This is a genomic window from Nonomuraea fuscirosea (assembly GCF_035917475.1).
In the GTDB taxonomy this organism is placed as follows: Bacteria; Actinomycetota; Actinomycetes; order Streptosporangiales; family Streptosporangiaceae; genus Nonomuraea; species Nonomuraea fuscirosea.
The window spans coordinates 1,717,651-1,742,613 of the sequence record NZ_CP109074.1; the positions used below are offsets into that span (position 1 = coordinate 1,717,651).

The 24,963-nt window shown below is 70.9% G+C and carries 19 protein-coding genes and 1 pseudogene; 12 read left to right on the forward strand and 8 right to left on the reverse strand.

Annotated features, from left to right (window positions below; translation table 11 throughout):
- Positions 1 to 31: 31 nt before the first annotated feature.
- Both acnA and OIE67_RS07710 read left to right on the forward strand, forming a co-directional pair.
- Positions 32 to 2,773, forward strand: coding sequence for an aconitate hydratase AcnA (gene acnA / locus OIE67_RS07705; RefSeq protein WP_326638043.1), 2,742 nt, complete (start codon positions 32 to 34; stop codon positions 2,771 to 2,773).
- 460 nt (positions 2,774 to 3,233) lie between these two features.
- The gene (locus OIE67_RS07710) at positions 3,234 to 3,974 is read left to right on the forward strand and encodes a sulfite exporter TauE/SafE family protein (RefSeq protein ID WP_326638045.1); all 741 of its coding nucleotides are present in this window, start codon (positions 3,234 to 3,236) and stop codon (positions 3,972 to 3,974) included.
- A 69-nt stretch (positions 3,975 to 4,043) separates the two neighbouring features.
- On the opposite strand, the pseudogene OIE67_RS55380 reads toward OIE67_RS07710, so the two are convergent.
- A pseudogene (locus tag OIE67_RS55380) lies at positions 4,044 to 4,325 on the reverse strand (GNAT family N-acetyltransferase); the annotation flags it as partial.
- A 148-nt stretch (positions 4,326 to 4,473) separates the two neighbouring features.
- Here OIE67_RS55380 and OIE67_RS07715 point away from each other — a divergent pair.
- Genes OIE67_RS07715 through OIE67_RS07730 form a run of 4 tightly spaced genes read left to right on the forward strand, consistent with a single transcriptional unit; the run spans position 4,474 to position 8,913 of the window.
- Positions 4,474 to 5,589, forward strand: coding sequence for a sugar ABC transporter substrate-binding protein (locus tag OIE67_RS07715; protein WP_106234142.1), 1,116 nt, complete (start codon positions 4,474 to 4,476; stop codon positions 5,587 to 5,589).
- A 59-nt stretch (positions 5,590 to 5,648) separates the two neighbouring features.
- On the forward strand, positions 5,649 to 6,413 hold the full coding sequence (locus tag OIE67_RS07720) for an ATP-binding cassette domain-containing protein (protein WP_106234144.1): 765 nt from the start codon (positions 5,649 to 5,651) through the stop codon (positions 6,411 to 6,413).
- Complete coding sequence (locus OIE67_RS07725) at positions 6,410 to 7,672, forward strand: sugar ABC transporter permease (RefSeq protein WP_326638049.1); 1,263 nt, start codon at positions 6,410 to 6,412, stop codon at positions 7,670 to 7,672. Before OIE67_RS07720 ends, OIE67_RS07725 begins: the two co-directional genes overlap by 4 nt.
- 35 nt (positions 7,673 to 7,707) lie before the next feature.
- Positions 7,708 to 8,913: an ROK family transcriptional regulator gene (locus tag OIE67_RS07730; RefSeq protein WP_326638051.1), complete on the forward strand. Its 1,206-nt coding sequence runs from the start codon at positions 7,708 to 7,710 to the stop codon at positions 8,911 to 8,913.
- Between the two features lie 70 nt (positions 8,914 to 8,983).
- Here OIE67_RS07730 and OIE67_RS07735 read toward each other — a convergent pair whose 3' ends face one another.
- The 3 genes from OIE67_RS07735 to OIE67_RS07745 are packed head-to-tail and all read right to left on the reverse strand — an operon-like array spanning position 8,984 to position 11,482.
- A complete protein-coding gene (locus tag OIE67_RS07735; protein ID WP_326638053.1) occupies positions 8,984 to 9,733 on the reverse strand; it encodes a neutral zinc metallopeptidase in 750 nt (249 codons plus the stop codon).
- A 25-nt stretch (positions 9,734 to 9,758) separates the two neighbouring features.
- Positions 9,759 to 10,580, reverse strand: coding sequence for a neutral zinc metallopeptidase (locus OIE67_RS07740; protein WP_326638055.1), 822 nt, complete (start codon positions 10,578 to 10,580; stop codon positions 9,759 to 9,761).
- A gap of 56 nt (positions 10,581 to 10,636) precedes the next feature.
- Positions 10,637 to 11,482, reverse strand: coding sequence for a neutral zinc metallopeptidase (locus OIE67_RS07745; protein WP_326638057.1), 846 nt, complete (start codon positions 11,480 to 11,482; stop codon positions 10,637 to 10,639).
- A 177-nt stretch (positions 11,483 to 11,659) separates the two neighbouring features.
- On the opposite strand from OIE67_RS07745, the gene dxs reads away from it, so the two are divergent.
- Together dxs and OIE67_RS07755 are read left to right on the forward strand one after the other, a co-directional pair.
- Positions 11,660 to 13,582 carry a 1-deoxy-D-xylulose-5-phosphate synthase gene (dxs, locus tag OIE67_RS07750; RefSeq protein ID WP_326645251.1) on the forward strand — a complete coding sequence of 641 codons (1,923 nt, stop codon included), beginning with the start codon at positions 11,660 to 11,662 and terminating at the stop codon, positions 13,580 to 13,582.
- Between the two features lie 145 nt (positions 13,583 to 13,727).
- Positions 13,728 to 15,200: an amino acid permease gene (locus OIE67_RS07755; protein WP_326638059.1), complete on the forward strand. Its 1,473-nt coding sequence runs from the start codon at positions 13,728 to 13,730 to the stop codon at positions 15,198 to 15,200.
- A 42-nt stretch (positions 15,201 to 15,242) separates the two neighbouring features.
- Here the strand turns inward: OIE67_RS07755 and OIE67_RS07760 are convergent, their stop codons facing one another.
- From OIE67_RS07760 to OIE67_RS07775, 4 genes are all read right to left on the reverse strand, one after another.
- Positions 15,243 to 15,629 carry an SSI family serine proteinase inhibitor gene (locus tag OIE67_RS07760; protein ID WP_181306892.1) on the reverse strand — a complete coding sequence of 129 codons (387 nt, stop codon included), beginning with the start codon at positions 15,627 to 15,629 and terminating at the stop codon, positions 15,243 to 15,245.
- Between the two features lie 97 nt (positions 15,630 to 15,726).
- Positions 15,727 to 17,820, reverse strand: a complete 2,094-nt coding sequence (locus tag OIE67_RS07765; RefSeq protein ID WP_326638062.1) for a 3-hydroxyacyl-CoA dehydrogenase NAD-binding domain-containing protein — start codon at positions 17,818 to 17,820, stop codon at positions 15,727 to 15,729.
- Entirely contained in the window at positions 17,817 to 18,980 is a 1,164-nt protein-coding gene (locus OIE67_RS07770; protein WP_326645253.1) for a thiolase family protein, read from the reverse strand. Before OIE67_RS07770 ends, OIE67_RS07765 begins: the two co-directional genes overlap by 4 nt.
- A gap of 61 nt (positions 18,981 to 19,041) precedes the next feature.
- Entirely contained in the window at positions 19,042 to 19,770 is a 729-nt protein-coding gene (locus OIE67_RS07775) for a hypothetical protein (protein ID WP_326638065.1), read from the reverse strand.
- A 208-nt stretch (positions 19,771 to 19,978) separates the two neighbouring features.
- On the opposite strand from OIE67_RS07775, the gene OIE67_RS07780 reads away from it, so the two are divergent.
- From OIE67_RS07780 to OIE67_RS07795, 4 genes are all read left to right on the forward strand, one after another.
- Positions 19,979 to 21,487, forward strand: a complete 1,509-nt coding sequence (locus tag OIE67_RS07780; protein ID WP_326638067.1) for an LCP family protein — start codon at positions 19,979 to 19,981, stop codon at positions 21,485 to 21,487.
- Between the two features lie 234 nt (positions 21,488 to 21,721).
- Positions 21,722 to 22,894, forward strand: coding sequence for a hypothetical protein (locus tag OIE67_RS07785; RefSeq protein WP_326638069.1), 1,173 nt, complete (start codon positions 21,722 to 21,724; stop codon positions 22,892 to 22,894).
- A gap of 182 nt (positions 22,895 to 23,076) precedes the next feature.
- A complete protein-coding gene (locus OIE67_RS07790; protein WP_326638071.1) occupies positions 23,077 to 24,069 on the forward strand; it encodes a LacI family DNA-binding transcriptional regulator in 993 nt (330 codons plus the stop codon).
- Positions 24,070 to 24,118: 49 nt separating this feature from the next.
- Positions 24,119 to 24,892 (forward strand): sugar phosphate isomerase/epimerase family protein, encoded by a 774-nt coding sequence (locus tag OIE67_RS07795; RefSeq protein WP_326638073.1) that lies wholly within the window; start codon positions 24,119 to 24,121, stop codon positions 24,890 to 24,892.
- The last annotated feature ends 71 nt before the right edge of the window (positions 24,893 to 24,963 follow it).

Genomic DNA, 24,963 nt, shown 5'->3' on the forward strand with positions numbered 1-24,963 from the left:
AACACATGTCTGATGGAGGAGGCGAATCACCGTGTCCGCGAACAGCTTCGGCAGCCGTGACACGCTACGCGTCGGCGACGCGGCATACGAGATCTTCCGGCTGGATGCCGTAGAAGGCGCCGCACGCCTCCCGTACAGCCTGAAGATCCTGCTGGAAAACCTCCTCCGCACCGAGGACGGCGCCAACGTCACGGCCGACCACATCCGTGCGCTGGGCGGCTGGGACCCCAAGGCGGCGCCCAGCGTGGAGATCCAGTTCACGCCCGGCCGCGTCATCATGCAGGACTTCACCGGCGTGCCCTGCGTGGTCGACCTGGCCACCATGCGCGAGGCCGTGCGCGACCTCGGCGGCGACGCCGCCCGGATCAACCCGCTCGCGCCGGCCGAGATGGTCATCGACCACTCGGTCATCGTCGACTACTTCGGTCACCCCGACGCCTTCCAGCGCAACGTCGAGCGCGAATACGAGCGCAACCGCGAGCGCTACCAGTTCCTGCGCTGGGGCCAGACGGCCTTCGACGAGTTCAAGGTCGTCCCGCCCGGCACCGGCATCGTGCACCAGGTCAACATCGAGCACCTGGCCCGCGTGGTCATGACCCGCGGCGCCGACGGCGTCACCAGGGCCTACCCCGACACCTGCGTCGGCACCGACTCCCACACCACGATGGAGAACGGCATCGGCGTCCTCGGCTGGGGCGTCGGCGGCATCGAGGCCGAGGCCGCGATGCTCGGCCAGCCGATCTCCATGCTCATCCCGCGCGTGGTCGGCTTCAAGCTCAGCGGCAAGCTGCCCGCCGGGGCCACCGCCACCGACCTGGTCCTGACGATCACCGAGATCCTGCGCAAGCACGGCGTGGTCGGCAAGTTCGTCGAGTTCTACGGCGAGGGCGTCTCCTCCGTGCCGCTGGCCGACCGGGCCACGATCGGCAACATGAGCCCCGAGTTCGGCTCCACCTGCGCGATCTTCCCGATCGACGGCCAGACCGTCGACTACCTGCGCCTGACCGGCCGCTCCGAGGAGCAGATCGCCCTCGTCGAGGCCTACGCCAAGGAGCAGGGCCTCTGGCTCGACCCGTCCTCGGCCGAGCCGGAGTTCTCCGAGTACATCGAGCTCGACCTGGCCACCGTCGTCCCGTCGATCGCCGGCCCCAAGCGCCCGCAGGACCGCATCGCGCTGTCCGACGCCAAGCGGGCCTGGCGCCACGACGTGCAGAACTACGTGAGCGACGGCGTGGACGAGGCCGTCGAGGAGAGCTTCCCGGCCTCCGACTCGCCCGCCTCCAACGCCACCGCCAACGGCGGCCGGCCGCACAAGCCGGTCCCCGTCACGCTGGCCGACGGCACCACGTTCGAGATCGACCACGGCATCGTCTCCATCGCCGCGATCACCTCCTGCACCAACACCTCCAACCCCTACGTCATGCTCGGCGCGGCCCTGCTCGCCCGCAACGCCGTCGACAAGGGGCTCACCCGCAAGCCGTGGGTCAAGACGTCGCTCGCCCCCGGCTCGCAGGTGGTCACCGGCTACTTCGAGCGCTCCGGCCTGCAGCCGTACCTCGACAAGATCGGCTTCAACCTCGTCGGCTACGGCTGCACCACCTGCATCGGCAACTCCGGCCCGCTGCTGCCGGAGATCTCCGACGCCATCCAGGCCAACGACCTCGCGGTCACCGCCGTGCTGTCCGGCAACCGCAACTTCGAGGGCCGGATCAACCCCGACGTCAAGATGAACTACCTGGCCTCGCCGCCGCTCGTCGTGGCGTACGCGCTGGCCGGCACCATGGACCTCGACCTCGACACCGAGCCGCTCGGCCGCGGCTCCGACGGCGAGCCCGTCTACCTGCGCGACATCTGGCCCTCGCCCGAGGAGATCGCGGCGGTGGTCAATTCCTCGATCGGCCGCGACATGTTCGAGCGCGACTACGCCGACGTGTTCAAGGGCGACGACCACTGGCGCTCGCTGCCGATCCCGACCGGCGACACCTTCGAGTGGGACCCCGACTCGACCTACGTGCGCAAGGCCCCCTACTTCGACGGCATGCCGGAGAAGCCGGAGCCGGTGACCGACATCTCGGGCGCCCGCGTCCTGGTCAAGGTCGGCGACTCGGTCACCACCGACCACATCTCCCCGGCGGGCTCCATCAAGCCCGGCACCCCCGCCGCCGAATACCTGCGCGGCAACGGCGTCGAGGTCAAGGACTTCAACTCCTACGGCTCGCGGCGCGGCAACCACGAGGTGATGATCAGGGGCACGTTCGCCAACATCCGGCTGCGCAACCAGATCGCGCCCGGCACCGAGGGCGGCTACACCCGCGACTTCACCCAGCCCGACACGCCGGTGTCGTTCATCTACGACGCCTCCGTCAACTACGCCGCGGCCGGCACCCCGCTGGTGGTGCTGGCGGGCAAGGAATACGGCTCGGGCTCCTCGCGCGACTGGGCGGCCAAGGGCACGGCGCTGCTCGGCGTGCGCGCGGTCATCGCCGAGTCCTACGAGCGCATCCACCGCTCCAACCTGATCGGCATGGGCGTGCTGCCGCTGCAGTTCCCCGAGGGCGGCTCGGCCGAGTCGCTGGGGCTGACCGGCGAGGAGACGTTCGACATCACCGGCGTCGAGGAGCTCAACCAGGGCGGCATCCCGCGGACGGTGCACGTCAAGGCGGGCGACGTCGAGTTCGACGCGGTCGTCCGCATCGACACCCCCGGCGAGGCCGACTACTACCGGCACGGCGGCATCATGCAGTACGTGCTGCGCTCGCTGCTCGCCAAGTGAGCCGAGTCTTCCCGCCTTCCGCCCGGTCATGAGCCGGGCGGGAGCAGGGAGCCCTTGGCCTGCGCGCCGGGGGTTGGGCGTGATCCTCACGCGCCCGTATCGGGGGAACCACCCGACACCTGAGAGCCGCCCCGCGGGCAACCCCCGCGAGGCGGCTTTCTCCATCCCCGCCGTCGCACGTCGGCCGGCCCGTTGGAGGCCGGCGGCGGTGAGCCGGCTCTCTGACCGCACTTGAGCCGGTACGGCGCGCCCAGGGCCCCGGCGGCGCGTACGGCGTCGTACAGGCGTCTCTCGGCCGCGCACGGGGCACGGGGAGGCTTCCAGGGCCCGGCACGGTCGGAAGGCGCGCCCATGAGCGGCCAGAACAGCCCGCCACCCTCCGAAGGACGCCCGCGATCGCACGGCGTGCACCCGGAACGCGGCGGAAGGTGCCGAGGGCGGGGATGGTTGACTCTGCCGCATGGGTGATACGGCGTTGGTCCTGGTGGTCGGGGGGCTGGCGGTCTTCGCGGGCGCGATCGTGCAGGGCGGGGTGGGGTTCGGGCTCGGGCTGGTCGCGGTCCCGGTGCTGACCATGCTGGTCCCGGACCTCATGCCCGGCGCCGCGCAGGTGGTCAACCTGGTCCTGCCGCTGTTCACCCTGGCCGTCGAATGGCGGAAGGTGGACTGGCGCGGCCTGGTGTTCGCGGTGCTCGGCAGGCTGCCCGGCAGCGTGATCGGGGGCGCCGTCGTCGTCTTCTTCACCGTGCAGGCCAGGAGCCTGTTCGTGGCGGTCATGGTGCTGCTCGCCGTGGCGCTGACCGCGCGGGCGTTGAGCGTGCCGCGCAACGGGCTCACGATCACCTCGGCCGGTTTCGTGTCCGGCGTGACCGGCACCGCGACGGGCATCGGCGGGCCGCCGATCGGGCTCGTCTATCAGAGCGCCAAGGGGCCGCAGATCCGGGCGACGCTGGCCATGTTCTTCTTCCTGAGCGCCGCCCAGTCGCTGCTCGTCCTCGCGTACGTGGACGAACTGCCCGCCCGCGCGCTGCTGACGGGGGCGGTGCTGATCGTGCCGATGGTGCTCGGCTTCCTGGTCTCGGGACGGCTGCGCCGCTACCTCGACGGCGGCCGGGCGCGGACGGCGGTGCTGGTGGTGGCCGCGGCCTCCGCCCTGGCCCTCATCGTGCAGAACGCCCTCACCCAGGGCTGGCTCTCCTGACCCGTCCCACGGATCAGGCGGCGGCGCTCGGCCCCGGCGCCGCACGGCGACGAGGTCGAAGCCGTAGCGCTGGTGGAAGCGCAGCGCCCGCAGACTGTCGTTGGCGGTGATCAGCCACAGCCGCTCGGCGCCCTCGGCACGCGCCGCCTGCGCCACGGCGTCGACGAGGGCGGTGCCGACACCCGCGCCGTCGCGTACGGAGCCGAGCGTCACGAGCTCGCACTCCCGGCCGGTGATCCGATAGGTGGCGACTCCCGCCCGCTCGCCGTCGAGGAGGGCGACGACCGCGGGCAGCGCCGTCGTACCGTATCGCCGCCGCCAGGCCGGGTCGCCCCCGGACGTTGCCGGGATGCGTCGGCCGGATTGAGGTGACGTTTCTGGATTGTTACCGGAAACAACAAACTAGCCGCCTTGACCCCCTTCCCATGCGCTCGCTCCCGGAATACGTTGCCGCAAACAACATTCATCCGGGCCCCTCCGGAAGAAAGGACCCTGCACCATGCGCAAGGGGATCCTCAGCATGACCGCCGCGGCAGCCGCGCTCGCACTAGGTCTCACCGCCTGCGGGGGCGACGGCGGACAGACCACTACGTCGACCTCGTCCGCCCCGGCCTCCTCGGCCGCCAAGGCCGGCAAGGTCGGTGTCATCCTGCCGGACAGCAAGTCCTCGGCCCGGTGGGAGACGGCTGACCGCAAGTACCTCGAAGAGGCGTTCAAGGCCGCGGGTGTCGAGTACGACATCCAGAACGCGCAGAACGACAAGACCGCGTTCCAGACCATCGCCGACCAGATGATCACCAACGGCGCCACCGTCCTGATGATCGTGAACCTGGACAGCGGCACCGGCAAGACGGTGATCGAGAAGGCCAAGTCGCAGGGCGTGCCCACCATCGACTATGACCGCCTGACGCTCGGTGGTGGCGCCGCCTACTACGTCAGCTTCGACAACACCAAGGTCGGCACGCTCCAGGGCGAAGGCCTGAGCAAGTGCCTGACCGACAAGAAGGCGGACAAGCCCATCGTCGCCTACCTGAACGGGTCGCCGACGGACAACAACGCCACCCTGTTCAAGGAGGGCTACGACGGCGTGCTGAAGCCGAAGTTCGACTCCGGCGACTACGTCAAGGGCCCCGAGCAGTCGGTGCCCGACTGGGACAACACCCAGGCCGGCACGCTCTTCGAGCAGATGCTGACCGAGCAGCCGAAGATCGCCGGTGTCCTGGCCGCCAACGACGGCCTCGGCAACGCCGCCATCACGGTGCTGAAGAAGAACAACCTCAACGGCAAGGTCCCGGTCACGGGGCAGGACGCCACCGTCCAGGGTCTGCAGAACATCCTGGCCGGCGACCAGTGCATGACCGTCTACAAGGCGGTCAAGAAGGAGGCCGACGCCGCGGCCAAGCTCGCGGTGGCACTGGCCAAGGGTGAGAAGCCCACGGCCAGCGGCAGCGTCAAGGACCCGGAGACGAACCAGGACGTGCCCGCCGAGCTGATGGAGCCGCAGGCCATCTACGCCGACAACGTCAAGGACGTGGTGGCCGACGGTTACGTCACCAAGGAGGAACTCTGCAAGGGTGACTTCGCCGAGAAGTGCACCGAGGCAGGCATTCAATAACACCCAGGGGTACGGCCCGCGCCACGAGCGCGGCGCCGTACCCCCGTTTAGGGAGCCACATGAACCCCCTCCTCGAAGTGCGCGGGCTCGACAAGAGCTTCGGTCCGGTGAAGGTCCTGCACGACGTCGCGTTCGCCGCCTACCCCGGCCAGGTCACCGCCCTCGTCGGTGACAACGGCGCGGGAAAGTCCACCCTGGTCAAGTGCATCGGCGGGATCTACCCGATCGACGGGGGCCAGGTCCTCTTCGACGGCGCCGAGGTCCACGTGCACAGCCCCCGCGACGCGGGCGAGCTGGGCATCGAGATCGTCTACCAGGACCTCGCCCTCTGCGACAACCTCGACATCGTCCAGAACATGTTCCTCGGCAGGGAGCGCAAGAACGGTCTCCTGCTGGACGAGGACAGCATGGAGGAACTGGCCGAGAAGACCCTGAGCGGCCTGTCCGTCCGGACGGTGAAGTCGATCAGGCAGCAGGTCTCCAGCCTGTCCGGAGGCCAGCGCCAGACCGTGGCCATCGCCAAGGCCGTGCTGTGGAACAGCAAGGTCGTCATCCTGGACGAGCCCACCGCGGCGCTGGGCGTGGCCCAGACCGCGCAGGTGCTGGAGCTGGTGCGCAGGCTGGCCGACACCGGCCTGGCCGTCGTGCTCATCTCGCACAACATGAACGACGTGTTCGCCGTCTCCGACCGCATCGCGGCCCTCTACCTCGGCAGGATGGCCGCCCAGGTCAAGACCTCCGACGTGACGCACGCCCAGGTCGTCGAACTGATCACCTCAGGCCGCAGCGGCGAACTGGGCCTCAAGAACGGGGTCACCCCATGAACAAGGTCAAAGAACTGCCGGGGGAGGCCATCGTCACGGCGGCGGAGGCCCCCTCGATCAGGAACAGCTTCCTCGCCTACATCCAGCGGGTGCGCGGCGGCGACATGGGAGCGCTGCCGGCCGTGCTCGGCCTGGTCGTGCTCTGCGCGGTCTTCGCCGCCGCCCGTCCCTCCTTCGTCACGGCGATCAACTTCGCCAACCTGTTCACGCAGGGCGCCGCCGTCACGCTCATCGCCATGGGCCTGGTGTTCGTGCTGCTGCTCGGCGAGATCGACCTGTCCGCGGGCTTCGCCAGCGGCGTCTGCGCGGCGGTGCTCGCCGTCACCCTGGCGAGCGCGGGCCTGCCCTGGTACGTCTGCGTCGCGGCGGCCATCCTCACCGGTGTGCTCATCGGCACCGTGCTGGGCTCGCTGGTCGCCAAGGTCGGCATCCCGTCGTTCGTGGTCACCCTGGCCGCCTTCCTCGCCTTCCAGGGCCTGGTCCTGGTGCTGGTGGACGAGGGCACGAACATCTCCGTCCGCGACGAGGTGATCGTCGCCATCGCCAACAAGAACCTGCCGCCCTGGCTCGGCTGGGCCGTCTACGCGGCCTGCGTGGCGATCTTCGCCGGCGTGCAGCTCAGGCGGGCCAGGAAGCGGGCCGGCCGCGGCCTGGTCGCCGACCCGCTGTCGCTGATCGCCTTCCGCGTCGGCATACTGGCGCTCTTCGCCGGCCTCGCGGTGGCCGCGCTCAACCTCGAACGCAGCCGCAACGCGGCGATCGTCTCGCTCACCGGCGTGCCCATCGTGGTGCCGATCATCCTGGTGCTGCTGGTCGTGTGGACGCTGGTGCTGCGCCGCACCGGGTTCGGCCGGCACCTGTACGCGGTCGGCGGCAACACCGAGGCGGCCAGGCGAGCCGGCATTCCGGTCGACCGGATCAAGATCAGCGCGTTCGTGATCTGCTCCTCGATGGCCGCGATCGGCGGCATCGTGGCCGCCTCCAGGGCCAGCTCCGTCGACCCGAACACGGGCGGCAGCTCCGTCCTGCTGTACGCGGTCGGCGCGGCGGTCATCGGCGGCACCAGCCTGTTCGGCGGTAAGGGCAGAGTGCTCGACGCCGTGCTCGGCGGCGCCGTGGTGGCGGTGATCGAGAACGGGATGGGCCTGATGGGCTACGGTGCCAGCGTGAAGTACCTGGTCACCGGGTCTGTGCTGCTGCTCGCGGCGGGAGTCGACGCCCTCGCGCGCAAGCGGGCGGCGGCCGCTGGTCTAAGGTGATCAGCGACTCACAGCCCCTGAAGGAACCCCAGACCATGCGTGCCGGCCCCTCCCAAGAGGACATCAGACGCCACAACCTCGGCGCGCTGCTCCGCCACGTCCATCTGGGCGGGCCGATCTCACGCGCCGAGCTGACCGCGAAGATGGGGCTCAACCGCAGCACGATCATGGCCCTGACCTCCGACCTCACCGCCGCGGGGCTGGTGCGGGAGGAGCTGCCGCGAGAGACGGGCCGGGCCGGCCGGCCCTCGCTCGTGGTACGCCCCGAGTCGGCCAAGGTGTACGTGTTCGCCTTCGACGTGGGCCCCGACCGGCTGGCCGTGGCCCGCGTGGGGCTGGGCGGGGTGATCCTCGACCGCAAGGAGTGCGTACGCGACCGCGACCGGTTCGAACTGGACGAGCTGACCGGCACACTGTCCGGGTTCGCCCGGCAGATGCGGCGCAAGACCAGGGAGGACACGGTCTGCGTCGGCGCGGCGGCGGCGGTCTCCGGCGGCGTGCGCAAGGGCGACGGCGTGATCAAGTTCGGGCCCAACCTGATGGCCGACGAGGTGCCGTTCGGCGACGAGCTGGCCCGCAGGCTCGGCCTCGGTTTGCCCGTCAGCGTGGGCAACGACGCCAACCTGGCCGCGCTCGCCGAGCACAGCCGCGGCGTCGGGGCGGCCGTCAGAGACCTCATCTTCCTGCACGGCGACGTCGGCATCGGCGGCGGCATCATCGCGGGCGGCCACCTGCTCGGCGGCCACGACGGCTACGGCGGCGAGGTCGGCCACATGGTCGTCAACCCCGGCGGGCGCGCCTGCGGCTGCGGCTCGCACGGATGCCTCGAAGCCGAGGTGGGGGAGCGGGCGCTGCTGGAGTCGGCCGGCCGGGTGGCGGCCGGGCAGCACGGCCGCGACGCGGTGCGCACCGTGGTGGCGGCGGCCGACCGGGGCGACATCGTGGCCCAGGAGGCGCTCAGCCGGGTCGGCGACTGGCTCGGGCTCGGCGTGGCTAACCTGGTGAACATCTTCAATCCGGAGATCGTGGTCTTCGGCGGCATTCTGCGTGACATCTATCTCGGGTCCGCCGCGCAGGTGCGTACCCAGCTCGCCCTGCACGCGATGGCGCCGCAGCGCGAGCGGCTGCGGCTGCGCACCTCGGCGCTGGGCGACGCGGCCACCCTGGTGGGGGCCGCCGAACTGGCCTTCGCCCACGTCCTGGCCGACCCCTTAGAGGTCCTGGCCCGCGTGACCGCCTGACCCGCGAGAACGCCCCTCGCCTGACCTGCGGTGAAATGCCCGGATCGGGCGGACGTCGGGCCGCGCGGGTTCAGGTGACCTTGTGTTTGCCGGCCGTCCAGGTGTTGCAGAACCCGGCGGTCCCGCCCCGATAACCGCGGTCCTGCCAGGACGCCAGGTTGCGCGGTTTGCCGTGGACGTCGCTCTCGTCCGCCGAGCGCACCGCCGCCAGCCAGTCCTTCCAGCCGATGTCCGGCCCGATCGACTTGAGCGCGGCGCTGTAGAAGACCCCGGCGAAGCACTCGGCCTGCATCTCGAGCCGGTGGCTGAGCAGCCTGCGCGCGCTCTTCGAGGCGGGCGCGTACAGGGCGGCCTGCGCGTTCAGCACCCCGATGAGCTGCTGCACGTGATGTCCCCACTCGTGCGCGACGGAGTGCGCCAGGTTCATCCGGAACGGATCCCGCAGGTCGCCCTTCGTGATCCGGACCACGATCGTGCGCTGCTCGGGACAGTACTGCGCCCCGCTGCCGGCGATCGCCCCGCAGACCGAGTCGCCGCCCGTGGTGATCGTGACCTCGGGAGAACTGTACGCCAGCCCGGCGGCGGCGAACCTGGCCGCCCAGAAGCGGTCGGCGCAGCGCGCCATCGCCCGGTGGAAGGCCCGGAGCGAGGCCGTGCTGCCCGGCCGGATCTCGGGGACCGCGCACTTCTGCGCCACCACCGCCCCGCCCGCCGAGCCCAGCAGCCCGCCCTGGCCGATCCTCGACGCGGCCTGCGCGGGCGCGGGCAGCAGCAGCCCCGCGACCACGCACGCGGCCGGCGCTACGAGGAAGACGCGCATGATCGCGGATCCCGGTGAAGGAGACTCAGGACACCTGGGACTTAGGCGCCTTGAAGGTGTTGCAGCCGCCGGCCGACTCGGTGTCGTATCCCCGCTTGAGCCAGGCGCCGATGTTCTTGGCGCTGCCGTGCGTCTGCTGGGCCTGGTCCTCGCCCTTGATGCCGAGCAGGGACAGGACGGATCCGCTGCCGCCGCTGCCGGCGATGTAGGTGAAGTCCGTCTCCTTGCGGCCGAGCGAGTGCCACACGCTGCCGATGAACGTGCCCGCCAGGCACTCCGCCTGCAGTTCGAGCCGGCGCGACTCGTCCAGCACCCGCGCGATGTTCTTCCTCTTGTACGGCGTCAGCGCCCCGAACATGCCGGTGAGCCGCTGGATGTGGTGACCGTACTCGTGGGCCAGCACGGCCATCAGCATGAGGTCGTTCGGCTCCTGCACCACGGCCGAGTTGACCAGGTAGGTGATCCGCTTGTTCTTCGAGCAGTAGACCGCCTGCGCGGCGGCGGGGAACTTGTCGCCGCACCCCGTCGGAGCGCCCGGCTTGGTGATCAGCCGCAGGGTCGGCTTGCTGAAGGTGAAGCCCGCGCGCTTGACCACGGGCTTCCAGGCGGCGTCGAGGCAGTCGAGCACGCCCTCCAGGTAGACCCTGACCTCGTCCACGTCGGCGCTCTGGACGTCCTGCTCGTCGCACGTGTCGTAGCCGAGCTTGCCCGTCTTGTAGATCGGGTTCTTCGCCAGGGCCGCCTTGAAGGCGGGGGCCGAGGAGGAGGAGGTGGCGGCGTGGGCGGTGCCGGCGAGCAGCACGCTCGCCAGGGCACCCGCCAGCAGCGCCGTTAAGGGGATACGCATGAGACGGAACCCTAGTGAAAGAAGGAGTTCCAGGTAAAGACGATCAAAGGGCGCCGTCAGGTGACATTTCGGGGATTGGCCGCCCAGGTGTTGCACGAGCCGGGGGTGCCCCGGTTGAACCCGCGCGTCATCCACGCCGCCTGCGTCGGTCCTCTGCCGTGGTCGTTCTGCGGCCAGCCCTTGGCCCCGTTCTTCCTGAACCAGCCCACGGTGTAGGCCCAGTCGGCGTCGGTGACGAGCGGGGTGCCGCGCATCGTGCTCATGAAGACCGCGGAGAAGCACTCGGCCTGCAGTTCGGAGTTGCGCGAGAGCTGCAGGCGCTTGGCCTTGCCGGCGACCGACCGCGCGGACCAGTAGTAGGTCCAGATGCCGGAGACCTGCTGCACGTGGTGGCCGTACTCGTGCGCGATCAGGCGCGTGATGCCGAGTGGGAACGGGTTGCGCAGCTGGGACTTGCTGATCATCAGGTACATGGTGCGGTCGGTGGAGCAGTAGACGCCGTCGGCGCCGGTGTTCCACGCGCCGCAGGGCGTCTTGATCTTCCTGGTGATGATGCGCAGCCGCGGCTTGGCGAAGGGCATCTTCGCCTTGCGGAACTGCGCCGCCCACGCCTTGTTCAGGCAGGCGGTCACGCGGGTGAGGAAGCGCCGGTAGGCCACCATGCTCCCGGCGGGCAGCGCCCCGGGGGCGCAGTTCACGTCGGCGAGGCGTCCGGTCTTGTAGAGGGGATTGGCCGTCGCCCGGGACCGGCCGGCCGTTCCGGCCCCCTGTCTCCGGTCGGCGGCCAGCTTGGCGGGCGGTGAGGCGAGCTGCTGGCCCTCGTTGACGGGGTCCGCCGACGTCGTGGCCACGTCCGCCAGGACGAGCACCAGAGCTGCCGCTGCCAGGACGAGTGCCATCATGGCGGCCACAAGTGTCGCGAGTCTGCTTTTGGGGACGGAGTTCATAGGTACCGAAAGACTAGGTCAAGATCGGACATATGTGGGTGGATTTGACTCGATGGAGTCAGTGAGGCATCCGCGAACTAGACTCTTGGGGATCGGCGCAAAAGAGCAGAGGGGGTCGGATCCGTGAGCGGGTTGCTGGGCTCGATCGAGGGACCGCAGGACGTCAGACGGCTCACTGTCGAGGAGCTACCGCGGCTCGCGGGGGAGATCCGTGATGTCCTCGTCGACGCCTGCGCCAGGTTCGGCGGTCACCTGGGCCCCAACCTCGGCGTGGTGGAGCTCACCATCGCCCTCCACCGCGTGTTCGACTCACCCCGCGACCCCATCATCTGGGACACCGGCCATCAGTCCTACGTGCATAAACTGCTCACCGGCAGGGCCGCCGGCTTCGAGGCGCTCAAGCAGGAGGGCGGCCTGTCCGGCTATCCCAGCCAGGCCGAGTCCGAGCACGACTTCGTGGAGAACTCCCACGCCTCGACCGCGCTGTCCTACGCCGACGGCCTGGCCAAGGCGTTCAAGCTGCACAGAGATCGTCAGGGCGACCGTCAGGGCGACCGGGACGCCTCCGGCGACCCCGGCCGCACGGCCGTCGCGGTGATCGGCGACGGCGCGCTGACCGGCGGCATGGCGTGGGAGGCGCTCAACAACATCGCCGCGATCAAGGACCTGCCGGTCGTGATCGTGGTCAACGACAACGGCCGCTCCTACTCGCCCACGATCGGCGGCCTGGCCTCCCACCTGTCCTCGCTGCGGGTCAACCGCCGCTACGAGGACGTCCTCGAATACGTCAAGGACAAGATCGGCAACGTTCCCGTCCTCTACGACGCCCTGCACGGCTTCAAGAAGGGCGTGAAGGACGTCCTGGCGCCGCAGGTGATGTTCGAGGACCTCGGCCTCAAATACGTCGGCCCCATCGACGGGCACGACGAGCAGGCCATGGAGGCGGCGCTGCGCCAGGCCCGCGACTTCCGCGGCCCCGTCATCGTGCACGCCCTCACCCAGAAGGGCCGCGGCTACACCCCGGCGGAGAACCACGACGAGGACCAGTTCCACTCGCCGGGCGCCTTCGACCGCGCCACCGGCGCGGAGAAGCCCAAGGGCCGCATCTGGACCAACGTCTTCAGCGAGGAGCTCGTCCGGCTCGGCAAGGAGCGCGACGACCTGGTCGCGATCACCGCCGCCATGCTGCACCCGACCGGGCTCAACGCCTTCGCCGAGGCCTACCCCGACCGCATCTACGACGTCGGCATCGCCGAGCAGCACGCGCTGACCAGCGCCGCCGGGCTCGCGCTCGGCGGGCTGCACCCGGTCGTGGCCGTCTACGCCACCTTCCTCAACCGCGCCTTCGACCAGCTCCTCATGGACGTCGCGCTGCACCGGCTGCCGGTCACGGTCGTGCTCGACCGGGCGGGCGTCACCGGCGACGACGGGGCCAGTCACAACGGCATGTGGGACCTGTCGATCCTCCAGGTCGTGCCCGGGCTGCGGGTCGCGGTGCCGCGCGACGGCGACCGCCTGAGCGAGCTGCTGCGCGAGGCCGTCGAGGTCACCGACGGCCCCACCGTGCTGCGCTTCCCCAAGGGCCCGGTCGCCGAGCCGATCGAGGCGGTGGGCAAGCTGGGCGAGATGGACCTGCTCAGGGCCGCCGCGGCCGAGCCTGACGTGCTGCTGGTCGGCGTGGGCCCCATGGCGCAGGTCTGCATGGACGCCGCGGTCCTGCTCGACGCCCAGGGCATCTCGGCCACCGTGGTCGACCCGCGCTGGGTCAAGCCGCTCGACGAGGCGCTCGTCCTGGCCGCCGGCGCGCACAAGCTGGTCGCGGTCGCCGAGGACAACGGGCGCGTCGGCGGCGTGGGCGACGCCGTGGCCCGCCTGCTGCGCGACGCCGACGTCGACGTCCCCGTACGCACCTACGGCATCCCGCAGCAGTTCCTCGACCACGCCAAGCGGGCCGTGATCCTCGGCCGGGTCGGCCTGACCGGCCAGGACCTGGCCCGCCAGATCACCGAGGCGGTGGCCCGGCGCAGCTCCGCCGAGGAGCCCGTCCGCCGCTGACACCCGGGCACCAGGCCGCGGCGGCCCGCCGCGGCCGGCGCCCGGCTGCGGCAGCCCGCGTGTGTCCACGCGCGCGCCCGCGGTGATCCAAGCCCGTACCCGGCTACGGGCATGATCACCCTGGGTGTGGGAAATATCGCAGATCGTGGACATCTTTCGCACGAAGACTGTCGAGCAGTCGATCCGGGACACCGAAGCCCCCGAACACCAGCTGCGAAAGCGCCTGACCGCCACGGACCTCACGGTCTTCGGCATCGGCGTGATCGTCGGCACCGGGATCTTCGTGCTGACCGGACAGGTCGCCAAGGAGACGGCCGGGCCCGCCGTGGCCGTCTCGTTCGTCGTCGCCGGCATCGTGTGCGCACTCGCGGCCCTGTGCTACGCCGAGTTCGCCTCCACCATCCCGGTCGCCGGGTCCGCCTACACCTTCTCCTTCGCCACCCTGGGCGAGTTCCCCGCCTGGGTGATCGGCTGGGACCTGATCCTGGAGCTGGCGCTGGCCGCGGCCGTGGTGGCGGTCGGCTGGTCGGGGTACTTCGCCTCCCTGCTGTCGACGTTCGGGCTGAACCTGCCCCCCTCGATCGCCGGCGCGGATCCGGTCGTGAACGTCCCGGCGATCGCCATCGTGGCGCTCCTGACCGCGGTCCTGGTGGCCGGGATCAAGCTGTCCTCGCGGGTCAACCTGATCCTGGTGATCACCAAGGTCGCGGTGGTGCTGCTGGTCATCGTGGCCGGCCTGTTCTTCATCAAGAGCGCCAACTACACGCCGTTCATCCCCGAGGCGGTCCCCACCGAGCGGGTGGAGGGGCTGGAGGCGCCGCTCTTCCAGGTGCTGTTCGGCATCACACCGGTGGCGTTCGGCGTGATCGGCATCTTCTCCGCCGCGGCGATCGTGTTCTTCGCCTTCATCGGCTTCGACATCGTCGCCACCGCCGCGGAGGAGACCGTCGATCCGCAGCGCGACGTGCCACGCGGCATCATCGGCTCGCTGGTGATCTGCACGATCCTGTACGTCGCCGTCTCGCTCGTCGTCGTCGGCATGCAGCACTACACCCAGCTGAGCACCGACGCGCCCCTGTCGGGAGCCTTCACCGCGGTCGGGCAGCCCTGGCTGGCCTCGATCATCGGCGTGGGCGCCATCGCCGGCCTGACGACCGTGGTGCTGGTGCTGCTGATGGGCCAGACCCGGGTGCTGTTCGCGATGTGCCGCGACGGGCTGCTGCCGCGCTCCATGGCCAAGGTGCACCCCCGGTTCGGCACCCCGGCCCGGCTCACGATGCTCATCGGGGTGGTGACGATGGCGCTGGCCGGCTTCGTGTCCTTCGGCGAGCTGGCCGAGCTGGTGAACATCGGCACCCTGTTCGCGTTCGTGGTGGTGTCGATCGGCGTGGTCGTCCTGCGCAGGACCAGGCCGGACCTGCCGCGGGCGTTCAAGGCGCCGCTGGTGCCGGTGCTGCCGGCCCTGTCCGTGCTGGCCTGCCTCTACCTGATGCTGAACCTGCCGGTGCAGACCTGGCTGCGCTTCCTGATCTGGATGGTCATCGGCGTGGTGCTCTACTTCGGCTACGGCTACTGGCACAGCCGTACCGCGACGCCCTGGCAGCAGGCCCGCCACTGAGGCCTCTTCCAGCGGTCACAGGGGCGGGCCGTCAGCCGGTGCTCAGAGCGAGACGACCGCCCCGGTGGCCGCGCGGACCAGGCAGCCGTTGGCGAAGACCTTGGCCCACTGCACGCGCGAGCTGTACCAGCGGCCCACGACCACGACGGCGTGCGGTGCGAGCTCCTTGGTGCAGGCGGCGTTGGGGTGCACGTTGAGGTCGGCCGGCTTGCCGCCGACCCGCTCCAGCTGGCGGCAGGCCGCGCGGGCGTTGGGGTGGGTGCCGCCGGCGGGCGCGCAGTGGAGCCAGACGGTCTTCGTCACTCCGCTCTTGGCCGCGTCGACGATCTTGAGCTGCACCTTGGGGGGCGGGGCGACGGCCAGGGCGGGGGACGACGCGCCCGCCAGGAGGGTGCCGCAGAGCGCGAGGGTGCCTGCTGCTCTCATCATGGTTACTCTCCGTTCGTAGGACGGCACCATACGCTACGACGGAGTTGGGGCCGAGGTGAGGAGGCCCGCGTGCGAGCCTCCTCAAAGGCCCTTAAAATCAGGCCGGCAGCGAGGCCACGCCGGGCGCGAGGAAGCGCGGCTCGGCGACGCCGCTCCGGTCGAGGTACGGCGTGATCCCGCCCAGGTGGAACGGCCAGCCGGCGCCGAGGATCATGCACAGGTCGATGTCCTGGGCGGCGGCCACGACGCCCTCGTCCAGCATGACGCGGATCTCCCGGGCCAGCGCGGCGAGCACCCGCGCGCGCACCTCCTCGGCCGTGGACGGCGACGAGCCGCCCGCGAACAGCGCCACCGCCTCCGGGTCGAGGGTGAAGTCCGGCCGGTAGACGCCCGGCTTGCCCGAGGCGACCAGCTTGGCCATGTTCTCCGAGACGCCGAAGCGGTCGGGGAACGCCTCGTGCAGCGTCTCGGCCACGTGCAGGCCGACCGCGGGCCCGACGAGCTGCAGCAGCGCGAACGGCGTCATCGGCAGCCCGAGCCCGTCGAGCGCGTGCTCGGCCGTCTCCAGCGGGGTGCCCTCGTCCACGGCCGCGACGACCTCGCCCATGAAGCAGGTCAGCAGCCGGTTGACCACGAACGCCGGAGCGTCCTTGACCAGCACCGACGACTTCTTCAGCGCCTTGCCCACGGCGAACGCGGTGGCCAGCGTGGCGTCGTCCGTCGCCGCGCCCCTGATGATCTCCAGCAGCGGCATGACCGCGACCGGGTTGAAGAAGTGGAAGCCGACCAGCCGCTCCGGATGTGCCAGCCCTGCGCCCATCTCCGTCAGCGACAACGAGGAGGTGTTGGTGGCCAGCACGCACTCCGCCGGCACGACGGCCTCGACCTCGGCGAACACCTGCTTCTTGACCGCCAGGTCCTCGAACACGGCCTCGATCACGAAGTCGGCGTCGGCGAAGGCGTCCTTGGTCAGCGAGCCGCTCACCAGCGACTTCAGCCGGTTGGCCTGGTCCTGCGAGACGCGCCCCTTGCCGAGCAGCTTGTCCACCTCGCCGTGCACGTAGCCGACGCCCTTGTCCAGCCTGGCCTGGTCGAGGTCGGTCAGGACGACCGGCACCTCCAGGCGGCGGGCGAACAGCAGCGCCATCTGCGAGGCCATGAGCCCCGCACCGACCACGCCGACCTTGGTGACCTTGCGCGCCAGCGCGGCGTCCGGCGCCCCCGCGGGCCGCTTGGCCCGGCGCTGCACCAGGTCGAAGGAGTAGAGCCCGGCCCGCAGCTCGTCGCTCATGAGCAGGTCGGCCAGCGCCTCGTCCTCGGCGGCGAAGCCCTCGTCCCGGGTGGCGGTCTCGGCCAGGGCGATCAGGTCGAGCGCCCGGTAAGGGGCGGGCGAGGCGCCGCGCAGCTTCATGTCCACCAGGAAGCGCGCGTCGCCGACGGCCTTGGCCCAGTCGTCGGCACGGGCCGGCCGCTCCACGGTGACCTCGCCCTTGACCACCCGGGCGGCCCAGCGCAGCGACTCCTCCAGGAAGTCGGCGGGCTCGAACATCGCGTCGGCGACGCCCATCTTGTACGCGTCCGCGCCCTTGATCATGCGGTTCTGCGACAGCGGGTTCTCGATGATCAGCTTGATCGCGTTCGCCGGGCCGATCAGGCGGGGGAGCAGCTGCGTGCCGCCCCACCCCGGCACCAGGCCGAGGAAGCACTCCGGCAGCGCCACCGCGGGCACGCCCGCCGAGATCGTCCGGTATCTGCAGTGCAGCGCGATCTCCAGCCCGCCGCCCATGGCCGCGCCGTTGACGAACGCGAACGACGGGATCGCCAGCTCGCCCAGCCGCCGGAAGACGTGGTGGCCGAGCGCGCCGATGGCCAGCGCCTCCTCCCGCGTGGCCAGGCCCGCCGCGCCCTTGAGGTCGGCGCCCACGGCGAACACGAACGGCTTGCCGGTGACGCCCACCGCCGCCAGGTCGGTGCGCTGGGCGATCTCCGACAGCGCGCCGTTCAGCGCGAACAGCCCGTGCGGCCCGAACGTGCTCGGCTTGGTGTGGTCGAAGCCGTTGTCCAGCGTGATCAGCGCCATCGTGCCGGCCCCGTACGGCAGCCGTACGTCGCGCACGAGCGCCTTGGTGACGACCTCGTCGCTGTTGCGCTCGCTGAGCAGCGACCGCCAGGTGTCCATGCTGTTCGTCATGCCAGGTTCTCCCAGATCACGGTGCCGCCCATGCCCATGCCGACGCACATCGTGGTGATGCCGTAACGCACGTCGGGACGCTCGCCGAACTGCCGGGCGAGCTGCGTCATCAGCCGCACGCCCGAGGAGGCGAGCGGGTGGCCGTAGGCGATCGCGCCACCGTAGGCGTTCACGCGGGGATCGTCGTCGGCGATGCCGAAGTGCTCCAGGAACGCGAGCACCTGGACGGCGAACGCCTCGTTGATCTCGAACAGCCCGATGTCGGAGATGTCGAGATCGGCCAGCCGCAGCGCCCGCTCGGTGGACGGGATCGGCCCCACGCCCATCACCTCGGGGTCCACGCCGGCGAACGCGTACGACACCAGCCGCATCTTCGGCCCCAACTCCAGCTCCTCCGCGACGTCCGCGGCGGCCACGACGCAGCCGGTGGCGCCGTCGTTGATGCCGGAGGAGTTGCCGGCCGTGACGTGGCCGTGCGGCCGGAACGGCGTCTTGAGCCCGCCCAGCGCCTCCATCGTGGTGCCCGGCCTCGGGGCCTCGTCCTCGACGGCCAGGCCCCAGCCCCGCTCCGCGGTCCTGATCGCGGTCGGCACCAGGTCGGGCTGGATCTTGTCGTCGGCGTACGCCTTGGCCGCCTTCTCCTGCGACAGCACCGCGTACGCGTCCGCGCGCTCCTTGGTGATGGTGGGGTAGCGGTCGTGCAGGTTCTCCGCCGTCATGCCCATGACCAGGGCGCTCGGGTCGACCAGCCGCTCCGACAGGAACCGCGGGTTGGGGTCGACGCCCTCGCCCATGGGGTGGCGGCCCATGTGCTCGACGCCGCCGGCGACGGCGACGTCGTACGCGCCGAACGCGATGCCGCCCGCGACCGTGGTCACCGCGGTCATCGCGCCCGCGCACATGCGGTCGATCGCGTAACCGGGCACCGTCTTGGGCAGCCCGGCCAGCACGGCCGCCGACCGCCCGATGGTCAGGCCCTGGTCGCCGATCTGGGTGGTCGCGGCGATGGCGACCTCGTCCACGCGCTCGGGGGGCAGGTTGGGGTTACGCCTGATGAGCTCGCGGATGACGCGGACGACCAGGTCGTCGGCGCGGGTCTCCGCGTACAGCCCCTTCGGCCCCGACCTGCCGAAAGGTGTGCGCACGCCGTCGACGAACACGACGTCACGAGAGGAAGGCACGGATTCGCTCCTCGTTGTTAGCAGGGGTTCCGTGCCTATGCTACTCGTCAGTAACTACTCCGCAGACGAGCGCGGCGGTGAGCAGCACGTAGACGACGCCGGTGGCCGGCTCCCACAGATGGGCGCGGGCCCCGAGTAGGGCCACGACCGCCACGGCCGCGCCCGTCCAGAGCGCCGCGCCCTCCCGCGGGCGCGCGCCGCGACCGGGATCCCAGGGATCGCCAGGTGATCCGCCCGAGCGCAGGGCACGCGCCACGGTCCCCGCCACATCGCGTGCCCACCACAGCAGGAACAACACCCCCGCGGCCACGCTGACCACCGACAGGACCTCGACGGCCCAGGCCAGGGCGTCGGCGAAGGAGTACCAGGCGGCCTCGCGGAAGAAGCGCGGGACGGTCCAGCCGAGCAGCAGCGTCACCGTCCAGCCGGCGGCCAGGGCCAGCCGGGTCAGCGGGCGGGCCGGGCCGGAGCGGGCGAAGGCGTACAGTTCCCGCTCGCGCCGCCGCACCATGCGGGCGCGCGCGCCCCAGGCGTACTGGGTGATCGCCAGCGCGGGCACGGCGACGGCGAAGACGCCGAGGGACAGTACGGCCAGCGGCAGCGCCTGCTCCCTGGTCGTGGCCCTGTCGGCGAGCAACTGCGCGGTGGCCAGCAGCGAGATCGAGGCGATCAGCGCCACGAGCGCGCCGCGCCGGGCGGTTCTGGCGCTGTCGCGCAGCCCCGCCATCTCCTCGGCGCCGGGGGGAGAAGCCATCTCGGTCAACAGCATGAACGTCATGATGACGGCACCATGCGTCATGACGCCCCGCATTCGCGTGGTTTGGATGGAGCCCTCGATGGAGGTGACGCATGAGTACCCAGGACGCCAGGTCTGCTCCATCATGGAGGAGCGAAGTAGGCGCGAGATGCAGGGACTTGTCCTCCTGAGGTCCTGTTTGTGACTATGCTTCGCGATCATGGTGCGAGGGGTGAACCGCATGAGGGAGCAGCAGGACGAGGCGGTTCTTGGCCGCAGGGTCGCTCCACCCCCACCTCCGCCGGACCAGAGAAGACGCCGTTCCGAGCCGCGGCGCAACCCGCTGACGCCGCTCGGCTGGGTGGCCGTGGGGCTGACCATCGTGCTGGTGGCCTCGGTGCTCGGCGGCTACGGCTACTACCGCTACCTCGAAGGCCTGATCGACCGCGACCGCATCGACGTCGGCCCCAGCCGGCCGCCGGACACCGGCGCGCTCAACGTCCTGCTCGTCGGCTCCGACTCCCGCGACGGCAACAACCAGAAGTACGGCGCCACGACCGTGGGCGCGGGGGAGCGCACGGACACGATCATGCTCCTGCACATCGCCCCCAACCGCGACAGCGCCACGATGATCAGCTTCCCGCGCGACTCCATGGTGCTGATCCCCTCGTGCAAGGCCAGGAACGGCACCGCGCTCGCCCCCGGCATCCGCCAGATCAACTCCGCCTTCAACGACGGCGGCATCAACTGCACGATCAGGACCCTCGAATCTCTCACCAACATCAAGATCAACCACTTCGTGAAGGTGGACTTCACCGGCTTCAAGGGCATCATCGACGCCATCGGCGGCATCGAGATCTGCCTGCCCAAGGCGGTCAACGACCCGAAGTCCAAGCTCGTGCTCAGCGCCGGCAAGCACCGGGTGAAGGGCGAGCAGGCGCTGGGGTACGTGCGCACCCGGTACGCCCTGGGCGACGGCAGCGACCTGAGCCGGATCACCCGCCAGCAGATCTTCCTCACCCAGGTGCTGAAGGAGGTCACCAGCGGTGGCCTGCTCACCGACCCGGCCAAGATGAACGACTTCCTCCAGGCCGGTATCAAGGCCGTCACCGTGGACGAGGGCCTGTCGCTCGACCGGATGCTGGAGATCGCCAACAGCGTCAAGGGCCTGACCGCCAAGGAGCTCAAGGGCATCACGGTGCCGATCGAGGAGTACCCGCAGAACAAGGCCCGGGTGCAGTTCTCCGAGCCGGCGGCGAGCAACTTCTTCGAGAGCGTGCGCAACGACGTCGAGGTCACCGCCGCCCCCACCCCGGGTAAGCCGTCCACGCCGAAGATCGAGAACAAGCAGGTGCGCCTCCAGGTGCTCAACGCCACCGGCGAGGAGGGCAAGGCGCTCCAGGTGGCCGACGAGCTGGCCGCCCAGGGGTTCGTGGTCACGCAGGTGGGCAACGCCGCCCTCACTCCCGCCACCGCCGTCCGGTACGCCAAGAAGGACGCCGAGCAGGGCCCCGCCTACGGTGACGCGGTGGCCGCGCGGCTGTCGAAGGACAAGCGCACGCCCGTCGCGGGCAAGGTCAGGCCGCTGACGGCGCAGCCGTACCAGGGGAAGGTGAAGGCCGCGGCGCCCGGCGGGCCGATCATCCAGCTCGTCATCGGCAAGGACTGGCCCGGTGTGCGGGTCGTCTCGGCGATCCCCGACTCGCTCAAGGACAAGGTCGTCGACAGCACCACGAACCCCTGCAAGTGACCTCGTACTGACGCGCCGGGTGAAAGGGCTACCTACCCGGACCGGCGTGACGGGAAACGCGATTGGGGCGAATGTTACGGAGAGTAATTTGAGCGAAACAAGTGAAATATCCCGACAAGTAGTGGTAGGAAGGGGCGCGGTCTGATTTCGAACTAGAGAGGTTCCACCGTGGCGCGCGACGAGAACGACAGGCCATACGAGGATGGGCAGGGTAGGCCGTTAAACCCGGAGTTGATGACGGGTGACGTGCTGTCCCCCCGGTGGAGCACCGAGGACACCGACGAGCAACCCGCCATCCAGGTGGTCGGCAACGAGACCTACATCCTGCCTCTTGACAAGGGCTCGCAACCGATCGACGGGCCGCGTGACGTGCTCGACGACCCCCCGCCGCGGGGATTGCTCGCCCCTGACCCGCACGACGTGCTCGGCGGGCCGCATGACGTGCTGGACGGACCGGGTGGTTCCCGCGACGCGCTGGGAGGCGCGAGCGGTCCGCATGACGTGCTGGGTGCGTCCGGAGGCTACGACCTCGGTGGCCCGAGCGGCGCCCACGACTTCGGCGGGCCCAGCGGCGCGCACGACTTCGGCGGGCCCAGCGGCGCGCACGACTTCGGCGGACCCAGCGGGGCGCACGACCTGGACGACGAGCACAGCGGGCCGCACCGGGTGGACAGCGACAACCCGTACCTCCCGCTGGACCGCGGCTACGACGGCGACCGCGACGACGACGCCGACGACCGCCCCAAGCGCGGCTTCCTCGGCTCGGGCTGGACCGACGACGCCGACGGCAAGGACTCCTACGGCGGGCGCGCGAAGGGCGAAGGCGAGGTGCGCCGCCGCACACGGGTGCTGCTGGTGGCGGCCGTCGCGGTCGTGATCGTCGGCGTGGGCGCCGGCTGGATGCTCACCGGAACGTCCTCCGACGACCCGTGCGCGGGCGCCCAGTGCGCCAGCGCGGGCGAGGTGAACACCCCGTCCGAGTCGGCGCTCCCCGAGGAGGAGCCGATCGAGGACGAGACCGAGGAGCCGGTCGACGAAGAGCCCGTGGACACGACCACCGACGAGCCGGACCAGCCCAGGGCCTCGGTGCCGGCGACGCCGCAGCAGCGGGTCCGTCAGCCCGCGACGCGGGAGCCCTCGGCGCGCCCGACGGCCACCCGCGAGCCGAAGCCGACCACGAAGGCCACGAGCAAGCCCACCCGTGAGCCACAGGGTCAGATGAACGAGACCGACGACCGGGGCAACGGCCGGGGCGACGGGGTCGAGACCGAGACCTCGGACAAGCAGTCGGACAACGACAGCCAGACGCCGACCGAGACGGACTCCGGGACGACCCAGGCGCCCGTGCCGCAGCCGACGCAGGAGGAGCGCAAGGGGCTGCTCGACATCCTGTTCCCCTGGGCCTGACCTGACGACGTGAGGCCGGCCGCGTCCCGCACGGGCGCGGCCGGCCGCATCCTTTCCCGGGCCCCGTACGACAGGATGTCTCCTCGGGGTGCGGCATCCTGTCGTACGGGGGCCGGGGCGTGGCAGGATGCGGATCCAGATGCCGGTCTGGCAGACTTGGAAACCGCTTTCCGGGAGGTCTCGTGGTCACGCTGGAAGACGTCGCCAAGCAGGCGGGCGTCTCGCTCGCGACCGCCTCGCGGGTGCTCAACGGCAGCACCCGCCAGGTGGGCGCGGCTCTGCGGGCGCGCGTCGAGCAGGCCGCGGACGAACTCGGCTACCGGGCCAACATCGCCGCCCAGACGCTGGCCCGCGGGGCGAGCAACGTCATCGGCATCGTCGTCCACGACCTGACCGACCCCTACTTCGCGGCCCTGGCCGACGGCGCCATGCGGGCGGCGGCCACCGAAGGGCTGCTGGTCATGGTGGGCACGACGCATCGTGACCCCGAGCAGGAGATCGCCTACGTGGCGACGCTGCACGCCCAGCGCGTGCGCGCGGTCCTGCTGGTCGGCTCGCGCGTCGCCGATCCCGCCGTCACCGGGCGGCTGCGCGACGAACTCGCCCGCTACCAGGCGGGCGGCGGCCGGGCGGCCTGCGTCGGCCAGGACCTGCTCGGCGTCGACACCGTCGCCCCCGCCAACCGGCAGGGCGCGGCCGAGCTGGCCAGGGCGCTGGCGGGGCTGGGCCACACGAAGTTCGCGGTGCTGGCCGGGCCGCCGCACCTGGTGACGGCGGCCGACCGGTGCGCCGGCTTCGCGGACGCGCTCGGCGAGCTGGGGCTGCCCGCCCCGCAGGTGATCCACGGGCCCTTCGACCGCGACGGCGGATACGCGGCGGCGCAGCAGGTCGGGGACGCGACCTGCGTGTTCGCGGTCAACGACGTGATGGCGGTGGGGGCGCTGGCGGCCTGCCGCGAGCGCGGGATCAGGGTGCCGGAGGACCTCTCGGTGGCGGGGTTCGACGACATCGTCACTCTCCGTGATCACGTACCGGCGCTGACGACCGTACGGCTGCCGCTGAAGGACATGGGCGCGCGGGCACTGGTCCTGGCGCTGAACGAGGACGACCCGGTCGTGGTCGAGCAGGTCGCCGGCGAGGTCGTCCTGCGGGAGAGCGTCCGGAGGATGACCTGAGCCCGGCGATCATCCTGCGGTCGCCGGGTGGCGTGATGGGGAGGATGTTGTGAGGCTGGCGGTCAGCACGCTGGGGATGCCCGGCGAAGGGCTGGACCGGGCGATCGAGATCGCGACCGGGCACGGCTGTCAGGGGCTGGAGCTGCGGCTGCATCCCGACACCGGCGTGCACGCGGGGCTCGGCCCAGGGGAGCGGGCCTCGGTACGGGAACGGGTCGAGGCGGCGGGGCTGGAGATCTCCGCACTGGCCGGATATGTCGGCATCTGTGAGCCAGGGCCGGACGAGCCGGTGATCGAGGCGCTCCTCGCCGATCTGAGGCTGGCCGCCGACCTCGGCGCGCCCGGTGTGCGGGTGTTCCCGCGCGGCGACGATCCGGCCGTCGGCGCCCGGCGGCTCAAGGCGGTCGCGGGACCCGCCGGCGACCTGGGCCGCCGTGTGCTCGTCGAGACGCACGACAGCATGGCGACCGGCGCCGCCGTGGCCGGGTTGCTCGCCGCGGCGGACTGTCCCGGAACCACCGGAGCGCTCTGGGATCTGCTCCACCCGTGGCGGAACGGCGAGCCGCCGGCCCGGTCGCTGGCCGAGCTGGCGCCGTACCTGTCGTACGTGCAGATCAAGGACGCCGTCTCGGCGCGGGACACCACGCCGGTGCCCCTGTGGACCGGGTCGGTGCCGCTGGACGAGGCGGGCGCCCTCCTGCGCGAGGCCGGCTTCGACGGCTGGGTGTCGCTGGAGTGGGAGCGGACGTGGTATCCGCAGGTCGCGCCGGTCGAGGAGATCCTGCCGGGCGCCGCGGAATGGGTACGTCGCTTCACCTCCTGAAGGCCGAGTGGGTATGTCGCATCGCCCCTGACTTCCGCGCTTCTCCGCAGCGCACCGCTGTCGGAGGCCGC